Source organism: Enterococcus sp. AZ196 (genome assembly GCF_050498845.1).
GTDB lineage: Bacteria > Bacillota > Bacilli > Lactobacillales > Enterococcaceae > Enterococcus_A > Enterococcus_A murrayae.
In genome coordinates this window covers 1,565,849-1,580,377 of sequence record NZ_JBIPAM010000001.1, presented here as the reverse complement: position 1 = coordinate 1,580,377, position 14,529 = coordinate 1,565,849, and the positions used below count along the sequence as shown (strand labels likewise).

The 14,529-nt window shown below is 40.6% G+C and carries 8 protein-coding genes; all 8 read left to right on the top strand.

The window, feature by feature from the left end:
• Positions 1 to 3: 3 nt before the first annotated feature.
• Complete coding sequence (phnM, locus tag IGI67_RS07660) at positions 4 to 1,185, top strand: phosphonate metabolism protein PhnM (RefSeq protein ID WP_429957315.1); 1,182 nt, start codon at positions 4 to 6, stop codon at positions 1,183 to 1,185.
• Complete coding sequence (locus IGI67_RS07655; RefSeq protein WP_429957314.1) at positions 1,163 to 1,915, top strand: phosphonate C-P lyase system protein PhnL; 753 nt, start codon at positions 1,163 to 1,165, stop codon at positions 1,913 to 1,915. Before phnM ends, IGI67_RS07655 begins: the two co-directional genes overlap by 23 nt.
• A gap of 34 nt (positions 1,916 to 1,949) precedes the next feature.
• On the top strand, positions 1,950 to 2,780 hold the full coding sequence (locus tag IGI67_RS07650) for a PHP domain-containing protein (RefSeq protein ID WP_429957313.1): 831 nt from the start codon (positions 1,950 to 1,952) through the stop codon (positions 2,778 to 2,780).
• Between the two features lie 594 nt (positions 2,781 to 3,374).
• Positions 3,375 to 4,478: a tyrosine-type recombinase/integrase gene (locus IGI67_RS07645; protein ID WP_207109548.1), complete on the top strand. Its 1,104-nt coding sequence runs from the start codon at positions 3,375 to 3,377 to the stop codon at positions 4,476 to 4,478.
• A gap of 506 nt (positions 4,479 to 4,984) precedes the next feature.
• Positions 4,985 to 6,892 carry a SpaH/EbpB family LPXTG-anchored major pilin gene (locus tag IGI67_RS07640; protein ID WP_429957312.1) on the top strand — a complete coding sequence of 636 codons (1,908 nt, stop codon included), beginning with the start codon at positions 4,985 to 4,987 and terminating at the stop codon, positions 6,890 to 6,892.
• 27 nt (positions 6,893 to 6,919) lie between these two features.
• The gene (locus tag IGI67_RS07635; RefSeq protein WP_429957311.1) at positions 6,920 to 11,923 is read left to right on the top strand and encodes a SpaA isopeptide-forming pilin-related protein; all 5,004 of its coding nucleotides are present in this window, start codon (positions 6,920 to 6,922) and stop codon (positions 11,921 to 11,923) included.
• A gap of 1 nt (position 11,924) precedes the next feature.
• Positions 11,925 to 12,641 (top strand): pilin N-terminal domain-containing protein, encoded by a 717-nt coding sequence (locus tag IGI67_RS07630; protein ID WP_429957310.1) that lies wholly within the window; start codon positions 11,925 to 11,927, stop codon positions 12,639 to 12,641.
• A gap of 111 nt (positions 12,642 to 12,752) precedes the next feature.
• Complete coding sequence (locus IGI67_RS07625) at positions 12,753 to 14,516, top strand: class C sortase (protein WP_429957309.1); 1,764 nt, start codon at positions 12,753 to 12,755, stop codon at positions 14,514 to 14,516.
• Positions 14,517 to 14,529: the final 13 nt, after the last annotated feature.

The window sequence follows — 14,529 nt, the reverse complement described above, 5'->3', positions numbered from 1 at the left end:
GCGATGTATGTAATTACAAACGGCAAAATCGTCACCCAGGCGGGAGTAGTCGAGCAGCACTCGATCCTAATCGAAAATGAACGGATCGTCGACATCAGAAAAAACACCGCATTACCCCAAAAGGACTGCAACCTGATCGTCATCGATGCCAAAGGCGGCTGGATCATGCCAGGCTTCATCGATCTTCATTCTGACTATATCGAAAAAATTGCAGCGCCAAGACCAACGTCACTGATTGATTTTGAACTGGCTCTGTATGAAGCGGAAAGAGAGCTATTGACTCATGGGATCACGACGATGTTCCATTCATTAAGCTTAAGCGGAAAAACTGTCTTTAAGGAAAATCCGATCCGCAATAGCGAAAACGTGGTCAAGCTGCTGGATTTAATCAATGAAAGCAATTATAAGGCCCATTTGATTCATCATCGCATGCATCTGCGCTATGAGATCGATAACTTTTCACAGCTGGAGCTGGTTAAATCACTGCTGCGTACAGGGAAGATTCAACTCTTCTCGCTCATGGATCATACGCCTGGGCAAGGGCAATACCGCGATTTGGAAACCTACCGCCTGATCCTTGCAGGATACCATGGGGGAGATACTCAGAAGACTAATCGCATCTTAGCCAATGCGATGACCGCGGAAAAACTGACCTTAGAGGATTTGACTGAGCTGGCCGAGCTGGCAAGTAAAAACGATATCCCTGTTGCCTCACACGATGATGATACAGTAGAAAAGCTGGATATCGTTGAGCAATTACACAGCTCGATTTCTGAATTTCCTATCACCTTGGAGATTGCTGCCGAAGCGAAGGCGAGAGGGCTGGCAACTGTGGGAGGCGCGCCAAATGTTCTTCTAGGAAAATCACATGCCGGAAACCTTTCAGTGAAGGAAGCGGTACAGAAAAATCTCATTGATATCCTATGCAGCGATTATTATCCAGCAGCAATGCTTCATGCAGTCTTTACTTTGTGGAGAGAAGGGATTCTGGAGCTGTCCGAAGCAGTGAAGCTGGTCACTCAAAATCCTGCAAAGGCGGTCGGGATTGATCATGAAGTAGGCAGCATCGCCGTGGGAAAAATGGCCGACCTGCTGATCGTTGATTATGCTGGAAATCAAGTGCCTGTTGTCACGCATACTTTTGTAAAGGGAGTTTTAGTGAATGAAACAACTTACAGAATCTAGAAAAGAGGATCGTTTAGCTGGAACAACAACCGTACCAGTCCCGCTTATTCAATTGAAGGGTGTTTCAAAGGGCTTTGTTTTACACAGCGTAGGCAAGCGAGTCTCCGGCTGTCAGGATATCAGCTTTGCGGTGGAAAAAGGACATTTTGTCGGAATAACCGGAAAAAGCGGGAGCGGAAAATCCACAATCTTACGCTGTATCTACCGCACGAATCTGCCTCAAGAAGGCCAGATTCTTTATCAATCTGCTCTTTTTGGGACAGTTGATCTGGCTCAATTAGATGAACGAAAAATCTGTCAGATCCGGCAATATGAGATCGGTTATGTTTCCCAATTTCTCCAGACCTTACCGAGGATCACCGCATACGATATCGTCTACCGTGCCGCTCTAGAAGCAACTGATACGGAAGCCGAAGCCCATATGGAAACAAAGAAAATTCTGACTCATTTTGAAATCAAGGAAGAACTGTGGCCGCTTTTTCCCAATACGTTTTCTGGCGGAGAAAAGCTGCGCCTGAATATTGCTAAGGCGATGGTCAAGCGTCCTAACCTGCTTTTGCTTGATGAACCAACAGCTTCTCTGGACCAGCATTCGAAAGAAAAGGTTCGTGAGCTGATTGAGCAGCTGAAGTGCTCGGGAACGACGATGATCGGCATTTTCCATGATTTAGAATTTATGGAAGGCTTATGCGATCAGGAGTTCAATATACAAGAAGGCTCATTTATTTAGCCTACAATAATTTTAGGAGTAAGAAGGAGGAAGTATGAAAGCTGATCTTCATGTACATAGCTGCTATTCAGACGGCACCTTGACACCTGGAGAGCTTGTCTCATTGGCTGTTAAAAATAAAATCTCTGATATCGCTGTGGTGGATCATGATACGTTTGCAGGCATATCCGAGCTGAAGGAAGTTTTTTCTCAAGCCCCTGTCAATTACATTGAGGGAATAGAAATCAGTGCCTTTGACTTCAAAAGAAATCGGAAAGTCCACATTTTAGGCTATGCCGTTCAAGATCCCGTGTATATTGAAGAACTCTGTACACCTTTACTGGAACGGCGAACAGCTAATACGCTTAAGCAGGTAAAAAAAATCCAATCAGTCGGCTATGAAATCGAATTGGAGGAAGTCATTAAAAAAGCGCAGAACGCAACGGCCGTTTATAAGCAGCATGTGATGGATGTACTGATAGATAAGGGGTATGAAACCACTATCTATGGGCCGTTGTATCAAGCCTTGTTTAAAAATAATGGTGTAGCGGAAATGGATATCGAGTACATCGATGTTTTTAAAGCAATCGAAGCAGTCAAATTAGGTGGCGGATTAGCAGTGGTCGCTCATCCAGGTCAACTAGACAGCTACGATCTGATTGAGGAGCTGGTCTCCTTCGGTTTGGATGGGATCGAGAAATATCATCCGGATCATAACTTGAAGGATCAGCGAAGAGTCCAGCAGCTGCTGGATAAATATCAGTTGAAATGCTTTGGAGGTTCCGACTTTCATGGGGCATACGGTCCTGATTTTTTTGGCGATTGTCAGATCGACAATACTCAAGAGTTTCCTGAAGTGTTGCGTCTAAGCAGCTATGTGAATTAATTAAATGATTTGAGCAGCCTTCAAGAGTGGATGGAACCTTCTCTTGAGGGCTTTTTGTGGTGAAAAACTTTCCATTTTGCTAGAAAAAAAATGATAGTCCTCTAACTTATTGTCATATGTTGTAATTGCCTGAAAGTACATGGATGGTCGTAATTAAAATGAAAATAAATAAAAAATGCGGAAATTCTTATATACACAGAAAATAAATAACGTTATTTTCTTTATTCTGTTGTATTTATTATAGATGTATATTATAAAATGAAATAGATAAAGGTATTTTTCCTTTGTAGAAAAGATACCTTTATCTATTTCATTCTTTTTTTTTGTTTGAAAAAGTTACTTAGTCTTATAAAAAACTAGAAACACACGTGACGTAACAAAATAAAATAACTTATTTTTTTGATACATCAAAATCAATTCGTAAATCAATTATATATTATTAATTATTATTAGGCAATATGAATCATAAAAATAATTATTTTCAAGAAAAACATGATAATAAGTTAGTATACAAGCTCTTTTTATTAAGGAAAGTAAAGAAAATCACAAAAAATGCACCGTCGGTTAAGCCGTCAAAATTGGAGGAATTTTTAGATGCGTAAAGGCGAAAATATCTATCTGCGAAAAGATGGTCGTTGGGAAGGCCGATATCCTAAAGGCAGAAAAAACAATGGACAAATCAAATATGGCTATGTATATGGCAAGAGCTATACCGAAGTTCGGCAAAAGCTTTACCCTCTTCGAATCTATTATCAATCGTTGGTACAAATCCAAGGTGTATCGGCAGAAACCTTTGAAGAATGGTCGATGGAATGGTTGAATGAAGTACAGAATGACGTCAAACCGGCTACCTTATCAAGTTATTACTACAAATTAACGAAGTACATTTTACCAACGATCAAAGAGCTCTCTTTAAATGAGCTTTCGTTGGAAACGGGAAAAATATTAATGAAAAACCTACAAAATAAACTTGCAAACTCCACCATCCAAGTAATTTTTCGGATTGTGAATAAATGTCTGAATTATGCGAAGAAAGTCGGGAAAATCCATGCCAATCCCTTTTCTGAACTCAAAATACCAAAAGCTAAAGCAACAAAGGTACGGGCAATGACCATGACAGAACAAAAAACATTAATGGATGTTGCTTCAAAAAAGAAAAAAGGATATGGCCTTCCAACGCTGCTGGCCCTACATTCTGGTATGCGTGTGGGAGAAATTGCTGCATTAAAATGGTCGGATATCGATTTCGATTCAAATTTGATCTATGTCAACCATACGTACCAACGGATTTCAACTGTCGAAGCACGAAATAAAACACAGCTAATTTTGGCAGATTCAAAGACGGAGGCGTCTGTTCGTATGATCCCGATCAGTCGAACACTAAAAAAACTACTAGTGAATCATCGGAAGCAATCAACAGGGAATTTTGTTTTTTCAACGAATGGTCAACCTTGCGAACCACGCCTGCTTACCTATCATTTCCATCAAATCCGAAAAAAGGCAAAGCTTCCACAGATCCATTTTCATCAGCTGCGACATACCTTTGCGACACGCTGCTTAGAAGCAAACAAAGACATTCCATCTGTTAGTGCATTATTAGGTCACGCCTCGACACAAATGACGCTAGATACGTATGTAGACGCGATGCTGGAACAACGTTTTCAGGTAATCAAGAAATTGGACCGTTTAATCAGCTAACTATAATTGAAATCATTTTCAAAAAAATTGCGTATTTTTTTTGGTGTATTCTTTTTTTAAAAAATAAGAAAGCGCTTACCTAAAGCTGTTACTTCTTAATTGAATAGTGCTCTATTTAGAAATAACCGTTATTTTAAAAGAATAATTATCTGATGATTGTGCATTTCAATATAAGCCGTCAATCATCGTCAAAAAGAGCTATATCCTCTTATGTACCAAGGGAGATAGCTCTTTTCTAGTTTTTTATAAGACTAAGAATAAAATAGGTTAAAAATTTATTGAAAACTAGAGATTTTTACGAAAATGATGAAATTATAACAGCTTTTGAAAGGAGGTATGTTTATCGAAGGACAAACATACTAAATATTTACTAGTATCCAATACGAAAGAAGAAGCTCTTCATCGAGTATTGGAAAAATAAATAATTGAAAAATGGCGGCAACCTCTTTTCACTTATTTATTTTAGCTAATTTGGGCGTAAAAGACAAAATGAAAAGGAGCTTATTATGAAAACGAAAAGAAAATGGATAAGTAAGGCAGCGATGACTTTGGGTGTACTGACAATGTTTGGAGGGGCAGCGATAAGTGCTGGAGGTGCTGCGGTTTATGCAGCGCAAACGATTAGTGATAATCCAACATCCGATAATAAAACACCTCGAACGATCACTTTATGGAAATATGAAATCAAAAGTGCAGCTGAATTAGGTGAACGCGGAGATGGTCTTGAACTATCGGGTACTGCGCCTGAATTAGATGGAAAAACAGTGATGCAGGATGTTTATTTTGAAATTGTTCGAGTGAAAGCCAATGATGGGAAGAAATTAACAGACCCTTTAAAACAAAAAGAAGGGGCAAGTGAAGATTATACGATTGACACCTCTTTCCCAAGGACAACTGGTTACACAGATTCAAATGGGAAATTGACCTTTGATGCTAGTACGATTCTTGGTCTCGATGGTACTGCAGGTAAAGAACATAAATTAGCAGATGGTATCTACATGATTAAAGAAATACCAAATCCTGATACTGGAAAATATGACTATACGGTAGCAGCGGCAGGACCAGGAACATACCTTGATTCAACAGGGAAACACAAGAAGGAAATTTCCACACCAATGAGTCCATTCTTTGCGTATTTACCTCAAACAAAACGTGAAAAAGACCCTTCTAATCCTGGTCAGTACATTTCAAGTGGTGAATTAATCTATGATGTACACGTTCATCCAAAGAACATTGTAACGGATAGCGAGTTGGACAAGACAGTTATGGGTGGTAAAGGCTATTCGATCAAAGCTGGGCAACCTTTCCAATGGGAAGCAACAACGAAGCTTCCTGATGGGTTATACAGCAAAGTCAAGGAAGATATGACACTCATTAATAGGCATGATAAAGATGGGAATCCATTACCGGATTTAGATGTTCCTGCTGGAACCGAATTATATGCTGATTACTTCTTTGTACATGATGAACTTGCGCAAGAATTACATTTAGATGGTGTAGAAGTGCAATTTTACAATCCTAATACTAGTGCTTGGGACACGATGACACTCAATACTGAATATGAAGTATATAAAAACGGCAGTGCGACAAAAGAAACAGCGAATCCAATTACTGATGGCATTACTGGTAAAACAGATATTCGTGTTGAATTGACACAAGCTGGTATGAAGAAAATTGAAGAGCTTACGACAAAACGTTATTCTGAGATCCGAGTAATTTACAAGACACATACAGAAGTTGATTTTAACGGAATCATTGAGAATGAGTATGATACTGGATACTTGATCCCAGGGCAAAAACCTAAAACAGATACAAGTGAAAACAATCCAGAATACTATGATGGCGGGTTCAATATCAAGAAGGAAACAGAAGCAGGTGCAGATTTAGCAGGTGCAGAATTCCATATCGCATTAACTGAAAGTGATGCAGAGAATGAAATCTTCTTAGCGGATGATGGCAAAGCTTATCCAAAAGGAACAGCAGGAGTAACATTCTTAACATCTACCTCAGATGCTTCAGGACTAGCAAAATTCGATGGATTGAAATTAGATTGGTTTACAGATGATGATGGGGATGGAAAACAAGACCCTACCAACTCAGCAGAAGCAACGTGGCCTAAGACAGAACCAGCAGGTGGAGGAGATTATATTCATAAAGAATACTGGGTAGTGGAAACAAAAGCTCCAGCAGGGTATGAATTATTGAAGACACCGCAAAAAGTGATTGTTACTACGGATACTCATAAAGATGTAGCAGGAGTTGTTGTTCCAGAACTTACCGTAGAAAATAAATCTAAAACAGACTTACCATTCACTGGTGGCACTGGTACAACATTACTAATCATCATCGCAATCGGAGCAATTACCATCGGTACCGCAGCAATCGCAATTGATAAAAAACGTCGTCACGCTTAAAAATGGGACAGAAAGGAAGGACAGACCATGCGCGAAAAGATAAAACATAAGCCAATAGTCGCAGTTCTTCTTCCAATCTTATTTCTACTGGTAGGCCTTATCTCGGTCTACCAGTGGAATCCATTGAAGGCGGATGACCAGAATGCTCATTTGGTTGATGTGAAGGTCAATGGGAAAGAAATCGACAAGAATTATTCAGTAACGGAGCAGAGCACGCTTTTAGAAATGAGCGTCAAAGAACCGCAAATACTGAAATTTTTGGAATCGGAAAAATACAAACTTGAGCTTTTAAATGAAAAAGGGGAGCCACTCCCTTTTGAGGAAATATCAAATGAGAAACTGACACACTTTAAGCATTTAGTGGAAGTTACTCAAAAAAGTGAAGAGACCGCTGAGAAGACAAAACAAACAACGACTTCAAGCAGCAGTTCATCCACTGAAACAAGTACACCACAGGAAATAGAAGAAATCGCCAGTCAATTGTTTTATGTGGTAGAAGATGGAAAGAAAGTTCCTTACCTTTTGCTGGATAAGGAAGATTCTATCTGGTTGAGCGTTTCAAACAAGAAACCAGAAGAGGCCACAAATGTTGTCCTTGAGAAACCAAATACAAATAAGAAACAATCATTGATCAATTTTAAGCCAAAGAAAACTGGAACTACTGAAAATTCCAAAAAAGAGGAAAAAGCACCAGCTTCCTCCGAAAGTAAAGAAAAGACTGAGGGTAGTAAAAAACAGGAACAGTCTGCAACCAAGAGCAGCTCTGCCATTCAAGAAGAAAAGAAAAATACCGACAGCAGTAAGGAAAAAGTATCGTCCTCTGCAAATAAAGAAAAAGAGACGACTTCTAGTAGTAAAGAACAAGCAACAACTAAGAAATCAAAAAACAAAGTAACAAAACTAACCAAAGAAGAAAAGAAACGCAATTTAGCGATTGAACAACTTTTAGATGAGAAATACGAAGAGAAAGATTCCTTCAAACCTATTGAACTGCCTGCTGAAGAAGTAAGCAAGCGGGAGTCTAAGTCTGGATCAACACCGATCTCAGTCACTGGTGCGAAGATGACTATTAAAGATGGTACCGAACGTTTTGATGCAGATAATGACAATCCTGGGTATGACTCTGGGGACAACAATCGACTTGTTCGTTCTTTCGATTCGATCATCTATCTATTGACTTTCTCTTTAGAAGCAAGTGATCCTAATACGACCTATTCGGACATCAAATACAGTGTGGACATGGAACTGCCGGATGCGTACGCTTTGGACTCTTCTGGAAAGCAACGTTTTAATGCAGAGGTTGTCAGTGATGACAGCAGATTAGAAGGAGATTCTACCACCAAAACATCTAAAGGGTTTATGGAGTCAACAATTAATGGGAATGGACAAATTCTACTACCGATGATTGTAAATGTTTATGGAGCACAAAACGGGACTTTGATTAAACCAACGATGAAAGTAACGATTATCAGTGCTAAAAATGATAAAACTGGTGAAACTGAAGAGATTAACAAAATTTACGATCAAGATAGCGAAATGGCTGATGCATTGGAATTAAGAGAGACAAAAGTTTCAGCAAAACCATCAGTTACAGCAAATTTGATCAAAGGAAATAAAGAGCCGCTCTCTAATTTCATTCCAGGAGGTTATAGCAGTTGGGATGCTGCAGGTGTAGGAGTAACCTTGGGGTTAAAACCTATTGAAGGCAGAACTGCTGCCGATTTTCGAGGCTCTACTTTCCCAAATGGAGAAATTGAAATAGAAATTGGTTCGGAGTCATACTATCAAGCTGTTCTAGGTGGTTCAAAAACACCAGTACCAACTGTTTTGAATGGAAGTACATCAACGACGACGAGACCAGTCTTTGCGATAGCCTCTTCTATTGCAAAAACTGATCTAACAGGTTGGGATCAAATTCTCTATACAAGTAAAACAATGAATATGAACCAAGGGTTGATTTCAATGCCTATTCCCAATGGTAAATCACAGCAAGTTCATGTAGTAGAGCCTGCCGGAAGTTTAGCAGATAAGAAAAAAATTGGAGTATATGATACTGGAAATATAAACGTGACTAATTCTAATACTAATCTGAATATGACACTTAAGAATTCGGATTACACCCCAATTTATAATCCATATACCTATAATTTTACAGGAACAAAAACAAGTAACAATGAAAAACTTTTTTCTAGCTCAATGATGATTGTGGAGTGGTGCAGAGATTATGGAATTAATAAGGGGGTTGGATCATATTCAACAGATCTTAAAGTAACCAACATTAGGTACGAGGGAGAGTCTCATGGAGGAACAACTCAGCGAATTACCTTTTCAGATGTAATGGTACCGAAGGGTGACATAACTACTCAGGCGGCATTCGTAGGAAATGGTTTTGATGGAATAAGCAGCACGGGAAGTCGCTGGGGATCGACCGGTGATGGAAAAGTAGCTAGGGGAACATCGAATGTCTACGTAGGTGGAGGTACTATTATAAACGGAACTTCAAGCAGTACAGTCGAAGTACTCATACGGTGGAATGCGAATTCATTTGAATATGATCTAACTAGAGAGCTTTGGGCCCAAGATAGCGCGATGTTTCAACCAGCAAAAAGCAAATATGGGGTCGGTAAAACAAAAAATCATCCTACTCTGACAGTAGGAACTCAAACTAGTATGGAAAATGAGTATGACTGGTTTGACAATCCTGAGGACGCAATTCTCCATGGAAGTGGAAAAATTTCAGCAGTTGTATTTAATTACAACAAACAGGATAGTTCTTTTGGTACATGGTCAGCAGTGCCGGTAAACGTTGTTGGCCCCGTTGGTGGAGTTGATCAATTTAACAAACCAAATGTTTGTATGGCTAGTTCACATTGGTATAAACCATCTGGTGCATTAGAAGGTCAATATCCTGGTGTTGGTGGTGAATATGAGGCATCAACTTTTAATTCTCAAGGAGTTAAAACAGGAGGACATAGCCAACTTTTTGGTGATACTGTGTATATCAAACCCTTTGGAATAACAACAACAACCACACCTGAGAAACCAGTGTACAAAACAAATGAAAAAGTTAGATGGAAAGTGGTAGGGAATATGTTGACTGAAGCCGATGAGAATTACGTTGTTCGTCTTAGTTCAACTTTACCAAAGGGATTAAATTACGATTATGGTTCTTCTACTAACAGTAGCGGAGCTGCTCTGCCAGACCCAATTTCTATTACAGATCCTGACACAGGATTAATAACACTTGTTTGGACATTAGAAGGTTTGAATCCATTTAAAGGAGATCTGGCAGAAATTAATTTTTCTACTACACCAAACTTAAAAAATTTGTCTTTTAATAGCGTTTCACTAGCTAATGCAAGAATTTTGACAGTTGGAGAGATGTGGTTGCAAAATACTCCGAGTATTTCGGATACATCACACTCTTCATCGAGAAGCTCAGCAGGAACTGTTAATCTTTATCAAGTCCAACAAATTACATTAACAAAAGAAGTGGATAAAAGCTTAATTGAAGTTGGCAATAAAGATGATGCTCTTTCAAGTGCAGAACAAGATGCCTTGACCGATATTACCTACAAAGTGACATTGGAAAACTTCAGTTCTGACAAATTATTAAATGTGAAGGTGCTGGATGAGTTACCGTTTGATACGGATGGTCTGGGAACAGATTTCGATGGGTCTTACACTGTTAAAAACATCAAAATTACAGAAGGGCACGGAGATATCACCTATACCAATGATCCAGTTCATCCAGACAAAAGGGATGATCCGAATGAGAATCTGGGAACATGGTCTTCCTATGTTCCTGGTACGTCGAATTCAGCATTAATAAAAAATGCAAAAGGCTTCGTTGTTACCGCTAAAGAATTAGCAGTTGGAGATTCATTGGTATTTGAGGTAACTATTTCACCGAACGGACAGAAGGCAGGAAACATTTTGCGAAATCGAGCTGCCTTTAACAGTCATCTCAACCTTCCAGTGAAAAGTAATATTGTTCAAACGCAAGTGTTAGGTCGTGATTTGACGGGTTATGTCTGGTATGACGATGATTATGATGGTCTGATTGATCCGGGTGAAGACCCTGTTGGTGATATCCCTGTGAAACTTTATCGAACGAGTTTAGTGAATGGAACCTATGTCAAAGAACTGGTCGAAGAAAGTTTGACTGGTCAGGCATTCGTTGATGGAGTTGGAGATTCATTAATTAAGACTATAGCTACTGGATCAGAAAAAGGAAAATACAAATTCGAAAACCTTCCAGAAGGTAATTATATTGCGGAATTCATGGTTGGTGATATCGTCGTGACACAAAAGATTGCGATTGTTACTAAGGATTGGCAAGGAACGAATGATTCGTTGAACTCCAAAGCTGATCCAGACCCAACATCTACTACAGCTTTTAAGACACCATCTGATTTTAAGAATCCGAATACTGGATCACTTTACTTTAGTCATCCTGAATTGGCTGATTTGCCAGTACTTTTAACAGGCACTGACAAGGTCCATCACATTACCGATGTCAACGCCGGCTTAACTCGTCTATCAAAGATTCGACTTTTCAAGTACGAAGAAGGAACAGTTATAGATGTGGATGGTAATGGCACACTAGAACCTGAAGAGATTGAAGCAAGCACCACCAATGCCTTAGAAGGTGCGGAGTTCCAGTTATACAAAGGAAAGAAAGACGATCCAGATACTATTAAGGATGAAAACAAAATCGGGAATCCAGTAAAAACTGGAAGCGACGGCTGGCTGGAATACGGCAGCCTACCACCAGGATTTTACACAATCGTTGAAACCAAGGCACCCGCTGGATTTGAATTACTGAAAAATCCGATTGAAGTAGAAGTCCCAACCTATAACTATATTGCCATCGTTCATGTTCCTGATAAAGGTCAAACCAAGCTGCCGTTTACGGGTGGAACCAAAGCGATGCGGATCATCTTGATCGCTTCTGCGTGTCTATTGGTGATTGGTATGACAGGTGTCTTCCTGCATTTTCGACCAATCAAAGGAAGGGGAGGAAACTAAAATGAAAAAACTACGTCGTTTGTTGTTCTGTTTGTTTGTTTTCTTCCTGAGTGTTGGTGGGGTGGTCGCGGCTCATGCCGAAGCAGCGATCACAGAAGGTACGGGGAACTCTGGATACAGTATCTACGTACAAAAGTATAAGATTGTCGATTTTGCCAAGATTGCCGATACGATGCCCTTAGATGGAACGAAAGTCGATCAGGTCAAAGATGCGGATGGAAAGAATCTGGACCCATTACCTGGGATGACCTATGAAATCACTCGTGTGACACCGATTCAAGGCGCCTCTGGTTTCGAACCCGTTCAAGGGGATGGTGCTTTTACTACGACCATCACCACCGATGAAAAAGGGCTTGCCCACGCGGGAAATTTGGCACAAGGGATGTACCAGATTGTTGAAAAGGAACACGCACAGTTAAAAGACGTGATGGAACCCGTCATTGTCGAGCTGCCGTTTCCTCAACAGACAGGCGAACCCTTGAATGAAGTCTACATCTATCCGAAATCCAGTGTCTTAGGTAAGACCCCTAAATTGCCTGTGACCAAAGGACCGGATGGGACCCCGATTGAAGTCGATGAAAAAGGGGAAATCAAGAAGCTGCCGCAAACCAGTGGAAACATTGGCACGGCGCAAGTGTTGATGTGGATACTCGCGATGATTTTCGCCATGGGCGGTGTCGGGATGTTCAGTATTCATCGGAAGAAGGACGTTTTTTAAGACGATCGCTCAAGCATCATTACTGAAGAAAGAATCTGGGATGCGCCTGTTTTTCGTATCTTTGATTCTTTCTTTCAAATTGTCAAACCCTATTGGAAAGAAGGACCCGTCATGAAGAAGAAAAAACAATCGAAAAGAAAGCAGAGAAAGCATTCTTTTTTGAAAATCTTTGCGATCATCATGATCGTAGGTGGCGTGTTGACCCTTCTTTATCCCATCGTAGGGAATTACTTGGCCAATCGTGAACGTAGCCAAGCTGTTTCTGAATACGACGACACGATGAAAAAAATGTCGCAAAAGGAAAAGGATGAACAATGGGCCTTAGCTAAAGCCTATAACAAGTACATCTATAATAAGCAAGAAGGATTGCCCAAAGGAGATCCTGTTGTTTACAACAAAATCATGAAACAAGGGGATGTCATGGGAACCGTCGATATTCCCGCGATTGATATCAAACAAATGCCTTTTTTTCACGGCACGTCATTCAAAACATTGGAGAAGGGATTGGGGCATTTTGAGCCCACCTCGATCCCAATCGGTGGGAAAAATACTCACTCAGTTATTACGGGACACAGTGGGGTCAAGAACCAGGTGCTCTTTACCGATATTCGAAATTTAAAAGAAGGCGATTTGTTTTTTATCAATATTTTGGGCAAACGCTTGGCGTATGAGATCGATTCCTTTGAAGAGATTTTGCCAAGTGATGTTGATAAGGTCAAGATTCATAAAGAAAAAGATAAGGCGACACTTTTGACCTGTACACCCCCCGGAATCAACACCTTCCGACTCTTAGTCACTGGGCATCGGGTCGATTATAAAACGGCTGTCCAACGGAAAGTCAAGAAACGGAATACATGGAGTTATCAAAATATCGTCTTGGCCACCTTGGGGCTGAATGTCGCGATCTTTGCCTTACTCATGGGCTTGTATCGTCGCTTCATCAAACGCTTCCGATCGGAGGATCCGCTTGTCTCTGCCAAAGCGCGGAAAAATCTGAAACGGCTATTCCTAGTCACGAAAACGCTCTTCATCCTTTTGTTTGTGACGATGACGGCGGTACTCGTCACCGCCATCTACGGGTATCTCCACATGGAGGAAGAACCCGCGTCTGCCGCAGTCAATATCGGGCCTCGGGAAGAACTGAGTGCTTACAATATCGATAAGATCAACGAAGCGAACTATGGCGAGAAACAGATCGCCAGTGTGAAAATTTCAGATTATGCCAAGGCAAAGTCTGTGGTACAAACAACGACCAACAATTGGGGGATTGGAAAAATTGTCATTCCCGATGTGTCGATCGACCTGCCGATTCTGGCAGGGATGGCGAATGAAAATCTGTTAACCGGAGCGGCGACCTACCGCTCCGACCAACAGTTAGGTCGCGGAAACTATGTTGTCTTAGCACACAATATCTTTGATAAGGATGTCCTGTTGCACCGGATCCAAGATTTGAAAAAGGGACAGCTGATTTATGCGACGGACTTTAAACAAGTGTATGTCTACGAGGTGTCTTTGAACAAGATCATCGAAGAGACCGAGGTGTCCTACGTAGAAAAGGAGCCGAAGAATGGGATCGCGAAGCTGACCCTCTTACGATGTGAAGGAGATATCGGAACGATCTATCGGCGTCTTGTTCAAGGAAATCTCAAGAGCGTCCATTCGCTACATGATGCCGAGGAGAATCTCTTCAAGCAAATGAAATTGAAGCGCGAGGATCAGAAAATCGACGGTACTCTAATAAAAAAGGACCCGGTATCTGAACCTGAGCGAGTAAGCATGACGTTGGCTGCGAAGATCATTTCTGATCCGATGCAGACGGTCGTACCCTTATTTTTGTTGTTTCTCTTACCGATTTTATTTTTTAGTTTGATCTAGAAAGGAACAAATT

What these genes read in the sequence shown, in the direction of transcription:
- IGI67_RS07650 (WP_429957313.1), top strand. Translation starts at nt 1,950, where the DNA reads ATGAAAGCTGATCTTCATGTACATAGCTGCTATTCAGACGGCACCTTG.
- phnM (WP_429957315.1), top strand. Translation starts at nt 4, where the DNA reads ATGTATGTAATTACAAACGGCAAAATCGTCACCCAGGCGGGAGTAGTC.
- IGI67_RS07655 (WP_429957314.1), top strand. Translation starts at nt 1,163, where the DNA reads ATGAAACAACTTACAGAATCTAGAAAAGAGGATCGTTTAGCTGGAACA.
- IGI67_RS07630 (WP_429957310.1), top strand. Translation starts at nt 11,925, where the DNA reads ATGAAAAAACTACGTCGTTTGTTGTTCTGTTTGTTTGTTTTCTTCCTG.
- IGI67_RS07635 (WP_429957311.1), top strand. Translation starts at nt 6,920, where the DNA reads ATGCGCGAAAAGATAAAACATAAGCCAATAGTCGCAGTTCTTCTTCCA.
- IGI67_RS07645 (WP_207109548.1), top strand. Translation starts at nt 3,375, where the DNA reads ATGCGTAAAGGCGAAAATATCTATCTGCGAAAAGATGGTCGTTGGGAA.
- IGI67_RS07640 (WP_429957312.1), top strand. Translation starts at nt 4,985, where the DNA reads ATGAAAACGAAAAGAAAATGGATAAGTAAGGCAGCGATGACTTTGGGT.
- IGI67_RS07625 (WP_429957309.1), top strand. Translation starts at nt 12,753, where the DNA reads ATGAAGAAGAAAAAACAATCGAAAAGAAAGCAGAGAAAGCATTCTTTT.